The organism is Citrobacter sp. JGM124, from assembly GCF_018257795.1.
Classification (GTDB): Bacteria; Pseudomonadota; Gammaproteobacteria; order Enterobacterales; family Enterobacteriaceae; genus JGM124.
Window position 1 is genome coordinate 12,244 of sequence record NZ_JAERJD010000009.1, and the last position, 18,174, is coordinate 30,417.

Annotated in this window: 16 protein-coding genes and 1 tRNA gene; 11 read left to right on the forward strand and 6 right to left on the reverse strand. The window is 43.7% G+C overall.

The genetic code is table 11. From position 1 onward, the window contains the following. Window positions 1-522 (reverse strand): flavodoxin FldB, encoded by a 522-nt coding sequence (gene fldB / locus JK154_RS13410; RefSeq protein ID WP_211993062.1) that lies wholly within the window; start codon window positions 520-522, stop codon window positions 1-3. Between the two features lie 101 nt (window positions 523-623). On the opposite strand from fldB, the gene xerD reads away from it, so the two are divergent. The 7 genes from xerD (at window position 624) to JK154_RS13445 (ending at window position 7,683) form a co-directional block, all read left to right on the forward strand. Next, a complete protein-coding gene (xerD, locus tag JK154_RS13415) occupies window positions 624-1,520 on the forward strand; it encodes a site-specific tyrosine recombinase XerD (protein WP_211993227.1) in 897 nt (298 codons plus the stop codon). A 21-nt stretch (window positions 1,521-1,541) separates the two neighbouring features. Then, window positions 1,542-2,258 carry a bifunctional protein-disulfide isomerase/oxidoreductase DsbC gene (gene dsbC / locus JK154_RS13420; RefSeq protein WP_211993063.1) on the forward strand — a complete coding sequence of 239 codons (717 nt, stop codon included), beginning with the start codon at window positions 1,542-1,544 and terminating at the stop codon, window positions 2,256-2,258. Window positions 2,259-2,264: 6 nt separating this feature from the next. Then, complete coding sequence (gene recJ / locus JK154_RS13425; RefSeq protein WP_211993064.1) at window positions 2,265-3,998, forward strand: single-stranded-DNA-specific exonuclease RecJ; 1,734 nt, start codon at window positions 2,265-2,267, stop codon at window positions 3,996-3,998. Between the two features lie 94 nt (window positions 3,999-4,092). After that, window positions 4,093-5,191, forward strand: a protein-coding gene (prfB, locus tag JK154_RS13430) for a peptide chain release factor 2 (protein ID WP_211993065.1) whose coding sequence is annotated in 2 segments (ribosomal slippage) — window positions 4,093-4,167 and window positions 4,169-5,191 — 1,098 coding nt in all. Because the reading frame shifts where the segments join, the coding sequence is not laid out codon by codon here. 8 nt (window positions 5,192-5,199) lie between these two features. Then, window positions 5,200-6,717, forward strand: coding sequence for a lysine--tRNA ligase (gene lysS / locus JK154_RS13435; RefSeq protein WP_211993066.1), 1,518 nt, complete (start codon window positions 5,200-5,202; stop codon window positions 6,715-6,717). Window positions 6,718-6,770: 53 nt separating this feature from the next. Then, on the forward strand, window positions 6,771-7,523 hold the full coding sequence (actS, locus tag JK154_RS13440) for an amidase activator ActS (protein ID WP_349291112.1): 753 nt from the start codon (window positions 6,771-6,773) through the stop codon (window positions 7,521-7,523). An 86-nt stretch (window positions 7,524-7,609) separates the two neighbouring features. Then, window positions 7,610-7,683: transfer RNA gene (locus tag JK154_RS13445), tRNA-Gly, on the forward strand. A 413-nt stretch (window positions 7,684-8,096) separates the two neighbouring features. Here JK154_RS13445 and JK154_RS17845 read toward each other — a convergent pair. The 3 genes from JK154_RS17845 to JK154_RS13455 are packed head-to-tail and all read right to left on the reverse strand — an operon-like array spanning window position 8,097 to window position 9,998. Beyond that, window positions 8,097-8,360: a hypothetical protein gene (locus JK154_RS17845; protein WP_349291110.1), complete on the reverse strand. Its 264-nt coding sequence runs from the start codon at window positions 8,358-8,360 to the stop codon at window positions 8,097-8,099. Then, window positions 8,350-9,504, reverse strand: coding sequence for a PAAR domain-containing protein (locus tag JK154_RS13450; RefSeq protein ID WP_211993068.1), 1,155 nt, complete (start codon window positions 9,502-9,504; stop codon window positions 8,350-8,352). The genes JK154_RS17845 and JK154_RS13450 overlap by 11 nt, the downstream gene beginning before the upstream one ends. Window positions 9,505-9,524: 20 nt before the next feature. Beyond that, window positions 9,525-9,998 carry a hypothetical protein gene (locus JK154_RS13455; RefSeq protein WP_211993069.1) on the reverse strand — a complete coding sequence of 158 codons (474 nt, stop codon included), beginning with the start codon at window positions 9,996-9,998 and terminating at the stop codon, window positions 9,525-9,527. A gap of 781 nt (window positions 9,999-10,779) precedes the next feature. Here JK154_RS13455 and JK154_RS13465 point away from each other — a divergent pair. From JK154_RS13465 to JK154_RS13475, 3 genes are read left to right on the forward strand one after another with little or no spacing between them, the layout of a single operon-like run. Then, window positions 10,780-11,418, forward strand: coding sequence for a lasso peptide biosynthesis B2 protein (locus JK154_RS13465; protein WP_211993071.1), 639 nt, complete (start codon window positions 10,780-10,782; stop codon window positions 11,416-11,418). Beyond that, window positions 11,418-12,923 (forward strand): hypothetical protein, encoded by a 1,506-nt coding sequence (locus JK154_RS13470; protein WP_211993072.1) that lies wholly within the window; start codon window positions 11,418-11,420, stop codon window positions 12,921-12,923. Before JK154_RS13465 ends, JK154_RS13470 begins: the two co-directional genes overlap by 1 nt. 17 nt (window positions 12,924-12,940) lie before the next feature. After that, window positions 12,941-14,587 (forward strand): ABC transporter ATP-binding protein, encoded by a 1,647-nt coding sequence (locus JK154_RS13475; RefSeq protein ID WP_211993073.1) that lies wholly within the window; start codon window positions 12,941-12,943, stop codon window positions 14,585-14,587. Between the two features lie 117 nt (window positions 14,588-14,704). Here JK154_RS13475 and JK154_RS13480 read toward each other — a convergent pair whose 3' ends face one another. Further along, the gene (locus JK154_RS13480; protein WP_211993074.1) at window positions 14,705-15,313 is read right to left on the reverse strand and encodes a YfdX family protein; all 609 of its coding nucleotides are present in this window, start codon (window positions 15,311-15,313) and stop codon (window positions 14,705-14,707) included. A 167-nt stretch (window positions 15,314-15,480) separates the two neighbouring features. Then, complete coding sequence (gene sgrR / locus JK154_RS13485) at window positions 15,481-17,223, reverse strand: HTH-type transcriptional regulator SgrR (RefSeq protein WP_211993075.1); 1,743 nt, start codon at window positions 17,221-17,223, stop codon at window positions 15,481-15,483. Window positions 17,224-17,319: 96 nt separating this feature from the next. Here sgrR and JK154_RS13490 point away from each other — a divergent pair, with 96 nt between their 5' ends. After that, entirely contained in the window at window positions 17,320-18,138 is an 819-nt protein-coding gene (locus JK154_RS13490) for a shikimate 5-dehydrogenase (RefSeq protein WP_211993076.1), read from the forward strand. Window positions 18,139-18,174 lie beyond the last annotated feature (36 nt).

Genomic DNA, 18,174 nt, shown 5'->3' on the forward strand with positions numbered 1-18,174 from the left:
CTAGCTAAAATGTGCGGACATTTCACCAAGGATCTGCTCACACCAGTTTTCAATACGCTCATCACTTAAGTCGTATTGATTTGTTTCGTCTAAAGCGAGCCCCACAAACAGTTCACCATCAGCAATGACAGGTTTTTTGCTGGTGAACTCATAGCCTTCTGTCGGCCAATAACCAATGAAGCGAGCTCCGCGGGGTAACAGTTTATCGTGGAGCATGCCGAGGGCATCTAAAAACCATTCGCTATAACCCAGTTGATCGCCCATGCCGTATAAGGCTACGGGCTTACCGGTCAGGTTAAGGCTGTCGAGTTGTTCCCACACAGCTTCCCAGTCTTCCTGTAATTCACCAAAATCCCAGGTAGGGATACCGAGAATTAATACGTCATACTGCTCCATCAGAGCAGGGGCATCATCTTTCAGGTTATGCAGAGTAATTATTTCTGGCCCAATAATGTCACGAATTTTTTCAGCGGCCATTTCGGTGTAACAAGTACTGGAGCCGTAAAAAAGACCAATGTTCATAGTAATAAAAGCTCATTTGTCACGTGCAAGTTTGCCAAGTGTACCAGATCCTTTTCTGCATCAGGCATAATGGACATAATTTGATGGCGAAGGAGCTGGATGTGGAACAAGACCAGGCACAAATAGAACAATTTCTTGATGCCCTATGGCTTGAGCGAAATCTGGCCGACAATACCCTGGAGGCTTATCGGCGTGATTTAACGTCGCTGGTACAGTGGCTTGATCAGCGAAAGCTCACACTGGCTAGTGTACAGTCTGTGGATTTACAGGAGTTGTTGGGTGAACGACTTGATGGGGGGTTTAAAGCGACCAGTTCAGCCCGAATGTTAAGCACTATTCGTCGATTGTTTCAGTATTTATACCGAGAAAAAAAACGTTCAGATGACCCTAGTGCATTATTATCCTCACCTAAACTTCCGCTTCGATTACCGAAAGATCTGAGCGAAGCTCAAGTAGAACGCTTGTTACAATCGCCTTGTATCGATAACCCTATTGAGCTGCGCGATAAAGCGATGATTGAGGTACTCTATGCAACGGGACTGCGTGTTTCGGAACTGACTGGGTTAACGATGAGTGATATCAGCTTGCGTCAGGGCGTAGTCAGAGTTCTGGGTAAAGGTAATAAAGAACGTCTGGTTCCCTTGGGGGAAGAGGCTGTTTACTGGGTCGAATATTTTCTAAAATACAGCCGGCCTGAACTATTAAACGGGCATTCTTTAGATATCTTATTCCCCAGTAATCGAGCCCAGAAGATGACCAGGCAGACCTTTTGGTATCGTATCAAGCATTATGCTGTGCTAGCGGGTATCGATAGCGATAAACTGTCGCCACATGTTCTGCGTCATGCTTTTGCCACGCATCTTTTGAACCATGGTGCTGATCTTCGCGTCGTACAGATGCTGTTAGGGCATAGCGATTTATCGACCACACAGATTTATACGCATGTCGCCACTGAGCGTTTACGTTTGTTACATCAACAGCACCACCCTCGAGCGTGAGTGTTTAAAAAAGGAATTATTATGAAAAAGACATTTTTTCTGCTGTCTCTGTTAATGGCGGCCATGTCCGGCGTGGCACAGGCAAATGACGCAGCGATTAAGCAGTCACTAGGGAAGCTCGGAATCGATCAGGCTGATATCCAGAATGCCCCAGTAAAGGGTTTAAAAACCGTGCTGACTGACAATGGCATTTTGTATATGACTGAAGACGGCAAATATGTTCTACAAGGAACACTTTACGATATCAGTTCCGAGCAGCCGGTTAATGTTACCAACCAGTTATTGATGGGCAAACTAAACGCGCTGGAAAAAGATATGGTGATCTACAAAGCACCAGATGAGAAGCACGTTATTACTGTCTTCACCGATATCACCTGCGGTTATTGCCACAAACTTCATGAAGAAATGAAAGACTATAATGGGTTAGGTATCACCGTGCGTTATTTGGCTTTTCCTCGCCAGGGACTACAAAGTCAGGCGGCAGCGGATATGAAATCTATCTGGTGTGCGAAAGATCGGGCAAAAGCGTTTGATACCGCCATGAGTGGCGGCAAAGTGGTGCCAGCCAGCTGTGATACCAGCATTGCAGACCAATACAATCTTGGCGTGCAGTTCGGAATTAAGGGCACACCGGCTATTGTTCTCGAAGACGGCACGATTATCCCTGGGTATCAGGGGCCGAAAGAAATGAAACAGATGCTGGATGCTCATCAAAAAATGACGAAAACGAGTGGTTAATTCCGGGTGAAAGAAAGAACGCAACTTCGTCGCCGTGTTGTGGACAGCACGGCGGTACTTCCCGATACGCTCCCTCCACTATTAAAACGCCTCTATGCCAGCCGGGGTGTTCATAACGAACACGACCTGGAACGTGGTGTTAAGGGGATGCTCCCCTGGCAAAAATTGCAGGGTATTTCACAAGCTGTCGCGATGTTATACCGCGCATTTTGCGAAAATCACCGTATTATTGTGGTGGGGGATTTTGACGCCGATGGCGCGACCAGTACTGCACTGAGTGTGCTGGCATTGCGTAGTATGGGCGCGACCAATATAGGTTATCTGGTACCAAACCGTTTTGAAGACGGGTATGGGTTGAGCCCTGAAGTGGTAGATCAGGCTCACAATCATGGTGCCCGGATGATAATGACGGTGGATAATGGCATCTCCTCCCACCGTGGGGTAGAACGTGCCCATGAGTTAGGCATCCCTGTGCTGATAACTGATCACCACTTGCCGGGTGAGTCATTACCAGCAGCAGAAGCGATTATCAATCCAAATCTGGCAAACTGTACTTTTGGATCCAAGTCACTGGCTGGTGTCGGGGTCGCTTTTTATCTGATGCTGGCCTTGCGCAGTCATTTACGTGACCAGGGCTGGTTTGAACAGCGTGGTTTGGTTGTCCCTAATCTTGCTGAATTACTGGACTTAGTCGCTTTAGGAACCGTTGCCGATGTTGTTCCCCTTGATGCAAATAACCGAATTTTAACCTGGCAGGGATTGAGCCGTATTCGTGCAGGCCGATGCCGTCCAGGGATCCGAGCTTTACTGGAAGTATCCAATCGTGATCCACAAAAAATAGCAGCCAGTGACCTCGGCTTTGCATTGGGGCCTCGTCTGAATGCCGCTGGCCGACTGGATGATATGTCAGTCGGTGTTGCCTTATTATTGAGTGAAAATATTGCTGACGCTCGGGTGTTGGCGAATGAACTAGATGCATTAAACCAGACCCGTAAAGAGATAGAGCAGGGAATGCAGGTGGAAGCGATGGCACTGTGTGATGACCTGCTACGTAGTCATACAGAATTACCATATGGGCTCGCTATTTATCACCCGCAGTGGCATCAGGGGGTGGTTGGCATTTTGGCATCCAGAATTAAAGAACGTTTCCACCGTCCGGTGATTGCGTTTGCGCCTGCTGGTGATGGGATACTCAAAGGTTCAGGTCGTTCAGTACAAGGGCTCCATATGCGCGATGTGCTGGAGCGCCTTGATACTCTGCATCCGGGGTTAATGTTGAAATTTGGCGGCCATGCTATGGCTGCGGGTTTGTCCCTGGACGAGTCACGTTTTGACGAGTTTCGTACCCGTTTTGCCGCTGTCGTTAATGAACGAATGGATCCTTCCATGTTACAAGGGGAAATCTGGTCTGACGGGGCGTTAAGTGGTCAGGAAATGACGCTGGATATTGCCGATATGCTCAGAGATGCAGGCCCCTGGGGCCAAATGTTCCCTGAGCCGTTGTTTGATGGAAAATTTCGCATATTGCAACAGCGTTTGGTGGGGGAACGTCATCTTAAACTGATGGTTGAACCACTGAATGGGGGGCCATTACTTGACGGTATCGCTTTTAATATCGATCCGACGGTTTGGCCTGATAATAGTGTTCGTGAAGTCGAATTGGTTTATAAACTTGATGTGAATCACTTCAGGGGCAATCGCAGCGTACAGCTTTTGATTGATCATATCTGGCCGATTTAACCCTAAGCAGTGCTACAAACCAGGGCGTAATTCCGGTAAACTTTACGGTTTATAAGCGCATTTTGTCTTCTGACATCAATATAAGAATTTAAGCATGTTTGAAATTAACCCGGTAAAAAACCGCATCCAGGATCTCACTGAGCGTAGTAACGTTCTTAGGGGGTATCTTTGACTATGATGCCAAGAAAGAGCGTCTTGAAGAAGTAAACGCTGAACTGGAACAACCCGACGTCTGGAATGAACCTGAGCGTGCGCAAGCGCTGGGTAAAGAGCGCTCAGGACTTGAGGCGATCGTCGATACTCTGGACCAGATGACGCAAGGTCTGGACGATGTTTCAGGCTTGCTGGAACTGGCGGTAGAAGCCGAAGACGAGGAAACCTTCAATGAAGCCGTGGTTGAGCTGGATCAGCTTGACGCCAAACTGGCTCAATTGGAGTTTCGCCGCATGTTCTCAGGCGAGTACGATAGCGCTGATTGCTATATTGACATCCAGGCGGGTTCTGGCGGTACCGAAGCGCAGGACTGGGCCAGCATGCTGGAACGTATGTATCTGCGCTGGGCTGAAGCCCGTGGTTTCAAAACAGAAATTATTGAAGAGTCAGAAGGGGATGTCGCCGGTATTAAATCGGTCACCATTCGTATTCAAGGGGACTATGCCTTTGGCTGGCTGCGTACTGAAACTGGCGTCCATCGCCTGGTACGTAAAAGCCCATTTGACTCCGGTGGTCGACGCCACACTTCATTCAGCTCGGCGTTTGTTTACCCGGAAGTGGATGACGACATTGATATTGACATCAATCCTGCCGATTTGCGTATTGATGTTTATCGTGCTTCTGGTGCCGGTGGTCAGCACGTTAACCGGACAGAATCTGCGGTGCGTATTACCCATATACCAACCAATACCGTGACCCAGTGTCAGAACGATCGGTCCCAGCATAAAAACAAAGATCAAGCGATGAAGCAGATGAAGGCTAAGTTGTATGAGCTGGAAATGCAGAAAAAAAATGCTGAGAAACAAGCTATGGAAGAAAACAAATCTGACATCGGTTGGGGTAGCCAGATTCGCTCTTATGTATTAGATGACTCTCGTATCAAAGACCTGCGTACTGGGGTTGAGACTCGTAATACGCAAGCGGTACTGGATGGGGATCTGGACAAATTTATCGAAGCAAGTTTGAAAGCGGGGCTATAGGAATCAACATGTCTGAACAACAAGAACACAACGTAGATGCGTCAGTTGAACTCAATAATGAACTGAAAACCCGACGTGAAAAACTGGTTGCTCTGCGTGAGCACGGTATTGCTTTCCCAAATGATTTTCGTCGTGACCATACCTCAGACCAACTTCATGCTGACTTCGATGCAAAAGAAAATGAAGAATTAGAAGATCTGAATATTGAGGTTGCCGTCGCCGGGCGTATGATGACCCGCCGTATTATGGGCAAAGCCTCCTTCGTCACTTTACAAGATGTAGGTGGGCGCATTCAGCTCTATGTTTCTCGTGATGACCTGCCTGAAGGTATCTATAACGAACAATTTAAAAAGTGGGATCTGGGAGATATCCTGGGAGCACGGGGTAAATTGTTCAAAACGAAAACCGGCGAGTTATCTATTCACTGTAGCGAACTGCGTTTGCTGACGAAAGCACTGCGTCCGTTGCCAGATAAATTCCACGGCCTGGCGGATCAGGAAACGCGTTATCGCCAGCGTTATCTGGATCTTATCTCTAACGATGAGTCCCGTCATACCTTTAAAGTCCGTTCTCATATCCTGGCTTCTATTCGTAACTTCATGAATGGTCGTGAGTTTATGGAAGTAGAAACGCCAATGATGCAAACCATCCCAGGTGGTGCCGCGGCTCGTCCATTTATTACTCATCACAATGCGCTGGATCTTGATATGTATCTGCGTATTGCCCCGGAGCTTTATCTGAAGCGTCTGGTGGTGGGTGGTTTTGATCGTGTATTTGAAATCAACCGTAACTTCCGTAACGAAGGTATCTCTCCACGTCATAATCCAGAGTTCACCATGATAGAGCTCTACATGGCGTATGCGGACTATCGTGATTTGATTGAGCTGACTGAATCTCTGTTCCGTACTGTTGCGGAAGAAGTGCTCGGTACCACTGAAGTGCAATACGGTGAAGAAACTTTCGATTTTGGTAAGCCTTTTGAAAAACTCACCATGCGTGAGGCTATCAAAAAACACCGTCCTGAAACCGATCTGGCAAGCCTTGACGATATGGATAAAGCTGTCGCTATTGCTGAGTCTGTTGGTGTCAAGGTTGAGAAAAGTTGGGGCCTGGGACGTGTGGTTACTGAAATTTTTGAGGAAGTGGCAGAAAGCAAACTTATTCAGCCAACCTTCATTACGGAATACCCAGCAGAAGTTTCACCTTTGGCGCGCCGTAATGATGTGAACCCTGAAATCACCGATCGTTTTGAGTTCTTTATTGGTGGTCGTGAAATCGGTAATGGTTTCTCTGAGCTGAATGATGCAGAGGACCAGGCACAGCGTTTTGCTGAACAGGTTAACGCTAAAGATGCTGGTGATGATGAAGCCATGTTCTTTGATGAAGATTATGTCACTGCCCTGGAACATGGTTTGCCACCGACAGCAGGCTTAGGGATTGGTATTGATCGTATGGTGATGCTGTTCACCAATAGCCATACGATTCGTGATGTTATCTTATTCCCGGCACTGCGTCCGTCTAAGTAACCCTGATGCCCCCTGGTAAAGGGGGCATTTTCCTCTCTCCTGTCTCGAGGGCTATTTTGTATAAGGACATCCCCTACAACCGTTGGAAAATCATCCTCTGTTTATTGATGACTCTTCTGTTAACGGCGTGTTCCTCAAAGAATACGGCTAAAAGTACGCGTAATGAGGGGAGCTTTAATGGTTCTGTCTATACCGTAAAGCGTGGTGATACCTTATATAAAGTATCCCGTATGACCGGGACCAGTGTAGGTGAGCTTGCCAGGATGAATAGCCTGCCACCACCTTACAAGCTGTTAGTTGGGCAGCGTCTGCGAACTAAAGGCACCGCCAGCCGCACGGCGAGTAAAAATACGGCCACAGCCAGGAAGAGTACACCCTCCCGCCAAACGGCCCCGGCTCAGGTTGCCAAGGTCACTGCACCACCAGTGGGTTCACGTTGCTGGTTATGGCCAGCCAAAGGCAAAGTGATTGAGGGCTACTCCTACCAGGACGGGGGTAACAAAGGTATTGATATCGCTGGTTCTCGTGGGCAGGCCATTTATGCCTCAGGCCCGGGAACGGTAGTCTATGCCGGTAATCAGCTTCGGGGTTACGGCAATCTGGTGATGATCAAACACAACGAAGACTACATTACTGCCTATGCTCATAATGACACCATCTTAGTCAGTAATGGGCAAAAAATTAAAGCCGGGCAAAAAATAGCGACAATGGGGAATAGTGGCACCAGTTCCGTACGTTTACACTTCCAGCTTCGTTACCGGGCTACTGCCATTGACCCACAGCGCTATCTGAAAGATTCGTGTTAACTGAAAATGCTTTAAAAAACATCAACTGAACGGCTTACCCCTTGCCAGCGTTCTTTGAAGGTCTATAATAACCAGCACTACAGAAAGCGGGTGTAGTTCAATGGTAGAACGGCAGCTTCCCAAGCTGCATACGAGGGTTCGATTCCCTTCACCCGCTCCAGGTTCCCCCCTTTGTGGATAATCCTTAAAATCCTTCTCTATCAGTAGATTAAATAGCCACCTGTGGATTCTGCCATTGTGATCTGCCTTTAGGGACTGCCACGCTACGTTACATGGTGAGATGACAGTATAACCCCGTGTTGGCGGCAGTTGCATCCTCACACCGCGATAGCAAAATGTGAAGAAAAGGCCCATCCAGGCATCGTTATGTCATCGACAGATTGATCACACGCATTCAAGCCAATGTACGGCTTTATGAATCACGTAAATAACGTATCTACAAATGACATGTAGGCTTTATCCGCTTTTCGGCCGCGCTCCCGCTTGTTGCTGTACCACCAACGGGCTTTATGGCGTCTATTATCTGACATCAGGAAAAAGGAGGGAAGGCTGGATCTCTCCAGCCTTTGGCAGTTATCTCACTTTCTTGAAGATTAGCAGGATAAGAGGGACGCAGACAGCGAAACCAATAATAGAGGCTAACGCTGAATCAGAGTGATTTTGCGATAACTCCTTAACAAACCAGGTGCATTGAGAAGGCGTAAACTCCCCGCCCTGGCTCATTGTCTCTGAAAAGTTAAGCGCGAAGACCAGATCGAAATATAGCACGATAACGTAATAAGCTATGCAGATCAGCGCGATACTCACCCACCTGATCCAGAACTTTTTATTCATCATCGTATGTGCTTCCCAATGACCCGCCTACTGTACCGCCTGAGTATGGAGATGTTGAGCCAGCAACAGCAGCAGAATCAGCCGCTACTTGTTGGATTTTTGCACTTCCTCCCATCGGTTGAGGGCTTTTGTTCTCAATGTTTGGATACTGCTGCTTGAACGTGCTTGTCATCTCGACAACGAGCATTGAGGAATAATCTGCACTCTTTGATTCAAGGTAACTTTGCAGTGATGCCGGGATAGTGAAATCTTCTTCTATGTCGATTGGTAGCTGTGTAGTCGTGGAGGTATAACCGTGTTCGAATAACTTTGAACCAGCAAACTTAATCCCGTCAACAGAATGAGTGGTACAGTTATTGCCTGTTACGTCATACTTATCAATCGTACGGCCTCTTCGTATTGTGCCATCCTGCATCTTTGGTGTTTGAATTGGTGATACACCGTTATTCCATAACTTTTCGAAGAACTTACGGATTAATTCAGGATCGGCATCATCAATCCGAAATGCACGAGCACCCATTTCATAAAGTTCGTAACGGTAATACTTCCGTGCATCTTCATCTTGGAAGAAATCTAAAATCCCATCCCCGGTTAGCGTGCTTCTGTCTGTGCGTCCATAGCGACCATACGTGTACAGATAGATGTTGTTATTCTCATGCACCGAAACGAAAGCGTGACCAGCGTTTTTGGTTTCAGTCCAGATGTAAACGCCGTTCAATAGCGGGTTATCTTCTGGCTTGCAGGTGTCAGCAACGCTGTTTTGCTTCCTCTCTGTCTGTGAGTGTTGGCGTGGTTCTTGTACTGAATCAGGTGAGGATTTCGCTGTCGCTGGTGTTGATGTTGACCGCACCGGAGCCTGATAAGGGCCGTGTCGCATAAAGGTATGGGTGGGGATGAAAAAAGCCTTGCACGGGCAGGTTGAACGGCTGTATATCGTGCTGGCAGCTAACTGCCCGTGAATGTACTCGCCTGGGTATCCGCCTGTCACGCTGTATTTACCCGGGTGTTTACCACAGGATACCTGGCAGCCCACTGTTGCCTGTCTGTTTTGATTCGGGCCAATCATCTTCCCTTTCGGGTGTCCAGCCAGTACAGATCCTCCGCATGTTGTTTTATCGCCCTGTACTATCCAAAAGCCTGTAGCCATTTTCTGAACGCCTTATTATTTTAGAGTACTGCAGGGAGAAAATCGGCTGGCATTGCCAGGCTATTGTCTGACTGGCGCAGGGGGGCATAACCTTGTGGGGGGCTGACAATCACGTCACCGTTATCAGGATGGCTTCCAAATAGAGCAAAAGAAACACCGCTGCCGTTGGTATTTGCCCCTGACCCGTTGATGATTCTTACGCGCGTTCCATCAGGATAAACAGCGTAATCCCCAACTATCGCCCGATTCACTTCATCCCCGCCTTCGAGAGTAAATGAGTTGCTGGTTTTCTCAATCTTCCCACCATTTCGGGTGAGCGTTCCAGTTGTGGAAAAATGCCAAATCACCATTAAAGAACGGTCTTTCATTTCTTCAGCACGGGATTTGAGAAGCAGGCGTTGTTCTTTGTCTGCGTTCGCCAGTCGTTCTGTGCTGCATGGTTTCTTGAATGATGAGAGCACGGATGGGGTGAGCTCATTGGTGTACTGTTTCATAAGTCCCTTTATGTGCTATAGAAATTATTTCATTGGCTATTTTACAAACAATGACTATATGAGCAACAAATATCAGACTTAAGCGAAACTATGTTTCGTAACAACCAGGGAAGAGAGGGCACTCATCCTCGAATATCCTGGGGTATTTGCACTGCTCGTTAGGTTTGCTTGCCACTGTCTCTGTATACTTGGCATTGTCGTAAACGAAGATCTTTGATGTGATACGCCCTGCTTGGGCGAGGGCTGGTAATAGCATTTGCAAACCCACTGATAAGAAGATGATTGTGATAATACTATCCGCAGTCAAATGTCATAACTAATAGGGTTGAGGCCATATTTTAAATATATCATCAAGGAATGGTATTTCAGACTAATTTCATGCCATGGAATGATTTACGGACAACTGGCTGATTATTTTTATTTTATGGTTCAAGTATATTGCGGGTTTATTTTTGAAGCAAGGCGCCATAAATGGCACCTTGCTCAATGATATAGTTAATTAACTATATCGACCGATCCCCCCATTAGTAAAGTATTCAACTATTTGGCCTCCACCTCCTTTTGTCAATGCTATCGCACTTCCAACTTTGATTATTTTTTTTGCTTTAAATTTATTTCTTCCTATAATCATCGCTAAATCTCCTTTTTATTTACAGAATGCTACGAAGCTAATTAATAATGTCAGTGCAATATAAACAGGTATTTATATTACGAAGCCATATGTATCATTGCTTTTTCACGTCGTCAAGTTACGCTGTATAATATAAAAAAGGATTTAAATTTGAATGAAATAGCAGCCTGTATTTATAATAGTGATATTATCATACTTGATTTTAATAGTGATGAATTTTATCTTATTGAAAATAATGGTGATGAAATAGTTGATAAGGATATGATTAAAGAATCAATTACTCTTCTGGGTGAGTATAAGATGATTTTTTTGAATTTAACAGATGCCGGTCAAATGCCAAAGCAACATATATTAGAAGAGCGCTGGTCTCCGAAGGTGCCATCATTAAAATCAAAGAATGGTTTTTTGCTTTTCTTCAAACTTATTTGGTATGGTTTTAAGTTAAAAAGAATAAGTAACAGAATAATAAAAGACAAATGGGATTTTATTTTAAATAAAAAACCGAAATTAAAGAATAAAATAACACATGACAAGCATTTAATAATCAGTGCTTATCTATGGTTAATAAGAAAAACGTTCTATCTGAATAACAGCAAGACTGACTGTATAATTACGTCTGTAGCATTACAGCATTTTTTGGCACACAGAGGGATTAGTAGTGTCCTTGTTCTTGGTGTAAAAACCAGACCTTTTTTTGCTCACGCCTGGGTTGAAGTAGAGGGTGTTGTTATAAATGATGATATTAATTTAAGGAAATTGTTAAGTGTAATACTGGAGGTTGGATTATAATGACTGACTATTCTTTTAATCATAAGGGAAACTATTTCTTCATCGATAATAGGTTTTTCTTGTACGATAACGGTTGTCTTTTTTTATGGTTTGGCGATTTATGGATAGACGGTGAAAAATTTACAGAGGAACATTTCTGTAATAGCACTGATTATATTATGGGCAATATAACAGGGAGTGGGGTTTTTATTTGTTTATGCCTGGAAAAAAGCTTTATTGAATGTTATACGACAACACATAATGCATGTTATGTCTTTATTTGTAAAAATAAAACAAATATAACTATTTCCATTGGCATGAGTGGTGTTATAAATGAAAAAGAAAAACCTGAGGTAAACCCTGAAGAGATAAAAGAATATGTATTTAGCAATAAGCTTTTCCATGATAAAACAATATTCTATAATGTTGTTTTTTTTAAACCTGGCTATATAGAAAAAATTGATTTTAATTTGAACGAAGTGAGCTCATCATTCAGGTGTGAAGAGAAAATAATTAAAAGTGATAATATTTTTTCTATTATAAAAAACAATATCTTATCATCATTAGATGGGCGGGATATTGGCCTGTATTATTCTGGTGGCTTTGACTCAACACTGCTTCTTTATACGATGAAGGAAATGAACCTTGTGTTCAGCCCTTACTATAAATCATTGTCAAACTTCATTAATAATGGTGAATTATATATAGCAGAAGAAAAATGTAAGCATCTTGGCATTAAGTTAATAAAGGTTAAAGAGATGCTTGATTATTCTCTTGATTCATATTCTGGAGTTGGTTTTGATTTTCCACATCAAGTTCCAATATGTCTTTCATATGATCTGTTAGGTGAAAAAAAGGTAAGTCATTCCCCTGTCCAGTTTTTTTGTGGGCATGGCGGGGATGCTGTTTTTGGTCAAAACTCCATAGGATTATCTTGTGTGGATGCTTTTAAAGATAAAGGTTTCTTTAAAGGTGTTAAAAAAATGGCTGAACTGGCGACGCTAAAAGGTATTACATTTAAAGAAATAATAATGAATATCTATGCAGAAAGGAGATTGATGATTCACCCTGCGCCAGGGAAACATGAACATGCTATTAATATCATTGAGTCAATATATTCAAAAAATGGAGTGAGCAGTAATGGAAAAATAGATATTGTGTCTCCTTTGTTATTTGAAAATGTCATAGCGTGTTTTTTGGGTTTTAAATCTTATGATCATTTTAATGCCAACTATGACAGAGCGTTAATGCGAGAAATGGCTAACGAAAGATATGGTGACACATGTTTTTTCAATTGTTCAAAACAGTCATCATCTGATGTTATTTTCAATATTTTAAATGTGAAGAAAGAACAAATCAGGTATGTTGTTAATAAAGCAAAGCTATTGCAGTTGATTGAGGTTACGGATGACTGTTTTAATGAAAAGCTGCTGTACCAATCATGTGTGATGTATACACCAAAAGATTATCTCTTCATACATAAACTATATCAGGTTGCTATTTTTCTATTGGTAAATGGCTTTTAATAATAGAGGTGTTAATAATGAAAGTTGTTTTTTATATTTATGCATTATTAGATAAAAAAAGTAAGCTTTTTTTTTGGTCTACATTTTTATTTACTGTGCTATTTTCTCTTTCAATAACAACCGCGCCTTTAATATTAGCCGAGATAATTTCTAATATGGGGATGGCTAATCATTTAGATGATTATATATTTTATATACTATTGTATGCGATCATTATGTTACTCACTAAATTTTGTGAAATCATTTTAAATACATCACAGGGTTTTTTAAGAGTGTCGCTTTTAAAAAATATATCAAGTTCTTATTTGAAAGCGATTTTATCAAACCCTATAGAATACTTGAAGGATAAAAATGGTGGTTATATATGCCAAATGTTGACAGAAGCATCTAATGATATATATATCTTAATTAAGACATTTTCCCAGGGCATTGTCAGCCCTTTATTACAGCTGCTATTTGTTTCTGCCATTTGTTTAACTTCTGATTTTCCATTAGTTGCCATGGTATTTTCCATCTATATCTTTCTGTTCTTTTTAACTACGATAATCCTGAACAAAAGGATTTCTGGATTGCGTATTAAGATGATGGATTCAACAGTAAACTCCTATATGAAATTAAGTGACTCTGTACAAAATATCGTTGCAATAAAAAAGAATAATTGTCTTCAGTCCATTGAAAAAAGATATGATTTATTTTTAGATAAGGAAGAAAAGGCTCAAAAAAGATATTGGAAGAAAACATTCCAGCTATTCTCATTGAGTTCTTCACAAAGCTTTGTGCTTTTTGTATTTTTATTTTTTTATAGTGTATATAGTGTAATACACGGTGAGATGTCTATTGCTTCATTTGTTCTTATTACCTCATATATAAATTTGTTCACCTCACCTGTTGAATCTATGTCTAATGTTATTTCTGATGTGAAAAGATCTTATAATAGCTTATCGCGTTTTATTGATGAACATAAAGAAGCAGAGTTCATTCATGCAAGAGAATATGAAATTCCAAAAGAAAAAATAGAGATAACCTGTAGAAATGTATCATTTTCATATTCTAGTGGTGAAAAAGAAATTTTAAATAATTTTAATGCTGTATTCAAAGCGGGGGCATTTATCGCGATTCGTGGTGATAGTGGCTCAGGAAAGACAACGCTTGCTCAGATAATAACAAATTATGTCAGTGATTACTCCGGTGAGATTTATTTTAATAGTATTCCTGTTAAAGATATATCTGATGATGTATTGTGTGAGTTAGTTTATCATGTAACACAAGATGACTTTATTTTTATGGATTCATTAAGGTTTAATTTGTCAGTGGCGAACCCATTGTCTACTGATGCTGATATGTTAGATTCATTGCGTCTTGCATGTATTGATAAAATAAACGGCGAAAATGTTTCGCTTGATATGCAACTTCAGGATTCTGGTGATAATATATCGGGTGGACAAAAGCAGAGGATTTCAATTGCGAGGCTTTTTCTCCGGAATCCAAAGGTCATTATATTGGACGAAGCCACGGCTTCGCTGGATAAAATGAACAAAAAAACAGTTCTGAATAACATCAGATCTTTTTTCCCTGACGCCACAATAATAAACATTAGTCATGACAAAGATATCTGGGGGCTTGCTGATTTTCTTTATGATTTAGATGAATTAAATGCTGGCTAAGTTTTTCTGCTACGCACTGAACTGTTTAGCTGAAGGGAAGGGGACTGGAAAATAAATGTCATACCAAGGGATTCAGCACCTGACAGGTAGTATTTCACCTGTCAGGCTATGGTTATATTATTCTGCAACAATGCCTGTATTATCAACCAGCACACTATCTTCAATAGCTTTAAGCGCCAGATTTGCTTCGTAATACTTTTTCTCTTTCAACAAATTCTGGGCTTCTGCTACGGCTATCTGAGAATGCTTCAGTGGTAGTAAATAGAGTTTCTGTGTGACGGAGATATCTGCCAGGCGCAGAGTTTCCATGGCACTTTTTTTATCACCTTGTGACAGCTGTTCATTTGCTTTTTTAATCGCAGCCTGTTTTTCCGGTGTGGAAATGAAGTTTTCACTAATGCCCACGGTACCATCAATCGCAATATACTGATCACCGATCAGTGCGGCATTTTTATTCGTGGTGGCAAATTTCTTCCAGTCGATACTGTCATCGGTTAGCAGTTTTGCTGCGTTTTCTGTCAGCTTAACAGCGTGTTCAGGCACCCCTTGAAAAATAGCCAGCCGGGCGAGTCGTACATCTTGCACGGCGGTAAAACCCTGTTCAGAAATTTTGAGTGTTTCAGCCGCTTGTTGCTGTGCTACGGTTGACGTTTCCTGGGCACTGACCAAAAACGGAACTGTGGACAGAGCGGCTGTGATCATTACTGCGCTAAAAAGACGCCTCATATTTAACTCTCCTTTTTCCGATAGATAGCCAAACATGAGCTCGCGTTTGAATAGCACGTTGATCTCAGTTGACTGTATTAAGCGTAGATGTGGCTACGTGAAATTTCCAATAGGGAACACTGGATTGAATGATGGCATGCTTTTCTTGCCGGAAGCCTTGTCTCGCGTCATCGGGATATTTCATGTGGTTCAATCCAGATTGACGTAAAGTCAAACCAGCCTAAGTTATTTAAATGAATCCCCTGAGCTTGCTCGGAACCTGTGATATGCATCCAGTGATGAAACAAAGGCTGGAGCCAGCCATCGCTAATGATCTCTGCTGTCAGCTGTTGTGATGAAAGGCTTTTGTTTCGCCATTGTTGCTGCCAGTCGGCAAAACGTTGCTGATCGCCACCTGAGATAGAGATTTTCAGTAATGGCATTCCCAGTAACCACGCACCTACATTCCACTTTTCTGGCAACGTAAAATTCACCGTACCCAGCCATATATCTGCCTGGCCTTCTCCTCTGGCCCAGGCATCATAAGGCAGTTCTATCGCTTCAAGGGTAATATGATGTGCGGCGAGTAGGTGCTGACAAGCCTCGACGAGTCTGGGGAGCTCCCAATGCTGGCAATGATAGGCCATGCGTAAATGCTGTGGCTGGTGAACAGGATCTCGTGACCAGGGATCACGCATCGGGCCGGAGACTATCTGATGATGCCAGTCTGGCAGTAAACTGGTGGCAGGCGACCACAAGGGACGGATTTCTTTAGGCAGATTATGGAGGATCAGGGCAGGGGACAGGGTCTGCTGCAACCATCGGCGCTGTTCAATGCTTTGCCACCGGGGTGAGCGACTGTCACACAGCAAAAAGTATCCCCCTCTTTCCAGTATGCGATTATCGGCAGCCGCTGAAAAATCCTCCCCGTGGGCGGAAACATATTCCACGTCACTCATACTTGAACTCAGCAAAGCGAAAGGGCGGGTAACATCACCCTGGCCGGTATTATCAAGGCAGGTGATGACTTCAATGGTATCCAGCAAGCTTCTGAAACCGAAATAGCGATCAAAGGCACTCAACACGAGGTGCCAGTCATTATTTTCCGTCACCTGATAAGGGCCGGTACCCACCGGATGTGAGGCAAAATTGCCACGCTGTAGGTGATCCGCAGGCAAAATCAGTGCGCCAGCATTAGCCAGGAGTAGGGGTAAGTTTTCATCCGGGTAGGCAAGTTCAATGATAATACTCAGCTCTCCCTGGGCCTCTATAGTGCGAAAATGCGAAAAGAGAGGACGCGTGGCACTGCGGCGTAGAGAGGCGACAACATCCTTACTGGTTAAAGGCGTTCCATCATGAAATAAGACACCTGGGCGCAGAAAAAAACACCAGCATAATGGCGTGAGCTGGCGCCAGTGGTGGGCGAGCCCTTTTTTGACGCTTCCTGTGGTTTCATCAATACCTGTCAGGCCACTGAAGATTTGCTTGACCAGATGGACCTCTGAGCGGCGGAGTGGCGTTCCTGGATATAAATTATGCAGTGTTCGGTAGTAAGGAATACGCAGTGACTGGCGATCTTCATGAACACTGTATCCCATGCGGTTACGTAGCAACTGCGTCAGATACTGGCGGTCGTCACCAAGAACCGCCAGTACACCATGCATATCATTGCGATCCAGTAGTCGTTCTGCTTTTGCCAGTATCAGGGCCTGTGAAGAATAGTGCAGTGTCAGACGCGCTCTGTGTCCTCTGCCGGGCTGACTGTGCCAGGTCAGCCAGCCGGCTTGCTGCATATGAATAATCAGTGTACGCATATGGCGTTTACTGCAATAGAGGATATCCGCCAGTTCCTGCAAGGTGGTAAACACATCACGCTGCGGGAACATAGCTATAATCTTTTGGTAATGCTGTTCAAGACGTTGGATATTCATAAAAGGTGAACTTTAGACTGAGAAACACATCAATTTTTTATTTCCTCTTTTTAAAGCAATATTTTTCTACAATCAATCGAATTAGCAGGGAATCCCATGACAAGAATGATCGATAAAGAGACAAAAATCTGCATGTCACTGGCAGCGAGGCCGACTAATTTCGGTACCCGTTTTCATAATTATTTGTATGATGCACTGAATCTGAACTACTTGTATAAAGCTTTTACCACCAATGATTTAGGTGGTGCTATTACCGGAATTAAAGCGCTGGGTATCCGTGGCTGCGGTGTATCCATGCCGTTTAAACAGGCCTGTATTCCTTTTATTGATGAGCTTGATACCTCTGCGAGTGTGATCCACTCGGTTAACACTATCGTGAATACCGACGGTTATCTCAAAGGCTATAACACGGATTATATTGCCATTGAAACGCTGCTCAACCAGTATCGGGTTCCTGCAGGGCTGACTTTTGCTCTGAAAGGCAGCGGTGGTATGGCGAGTGCCGTTGCTTGTGCGTTAAAAAATCATGGTTTTACCAAGGGCTATATTATTGCCCGTGACGATGAAAGTGGTCAGGCATTAGCTAAATCCCAGGGTTTTCAGCACAGTACAGATATGACTGGCGTAACTGCTGACGTCCTGATTAACGCAACCCCACTGGGTATGGCAGGTGGGCCAGAATCGGAAACACTGGCTTTTTCACCTCAGGAAATTGATGCTGCAACGGTGATTTTTGATGTTGTTGCATTGCCTGCTGAAACCCCATTGATCCGTTATGCTCGTGCACACAACAAAGCGGTGATTAGCGGCGCAGAAGTGTTTGCCATTCAGGCTGTGGAGCAATTCAGCCTGTACACGGGAGTACGTCCATCGGATGACTTATTTGCCAGTGCAGCTGCCTATGCCAGGCAGTAGGGGATAAACATTCTGGCTGGAGTCGCGTTTTTATTG

Bases quoted from the DNA above. Each gene is read 5' to 3' on its own strand.
- JK154_RS17845 (WP_349291110.1), bottom strand. From the start codon at position 8,360: ATGATGAATAAAAAGTTCTGGATCAGGTGGGTGAGTATCGCGCTGATC.
- JK154_RS13475 (WP_211993073.1), top strand. From the start codon at position 12,941: ATGAAAGTTGTTTTTTATATTTATGCATTATTAGATAAAAAAAGTAAG.
- JK154_RS13470 (WP_211993072.1), top strand. From the start codon at position 11,418: ATGACTGACTATTCTTTTAATCATAAGGGAAACTATTTCTTCATCGAT.
- sgrR (WP_211993075.1), bottom strand. From the start codon at position 17,223: ATGAATATCCAACGTCTTGAACAGCATTACCAAAAGATTATAGCTATG.
- fldB (WP_211993062.1), bottom strand. From the start codon at position 522: ATGAACATTGGTCTTTTTTACGGCTCCAGTACTTGTTACACCGAAATG.
- JK154_RS13450 (WP_211993068.1), bottom strand. From the start codon at position 9,504: ATGGCTACAGGCTTTTGGATAGTACAGGGCGATAAAACAACATGCGGA.
- JK154_RS13490 (WP_211993076.1), top strand. From the start codon at position 17,320: ATGACAAGAATGATCGATAAAGAGACAAAAATCTGCATGTCACTGGCA.
- JK154_RS13480 (WP_211993074.1), bottom strand. From the start codon at position 15,313: ATGAGGCGTCTTTTTAGCGCAGTAATGATCACAGCCGCTCTGTCCACA.
- lysS (WP_211993066.1), top strand. From the start codon at position 5,200: ATGTCTGAACAACAAGAACACAACGTAGATGCGTCAGTTGAACTCAAT.
- JK154_RS13455 (WP_211993069.1), bottom strand. From the start codon at position 9,998: ATGAAACAGTACACCAATGAGCTCACCCCATCCGTGCTCTCATCATTC.
- dsbC (WP_211993063.1), top strand. From the start codon at position 1,542: ATGAAAAAGACATTTTTTCTGCTGTCTCTGTTAATGGCGGCCATGTCC.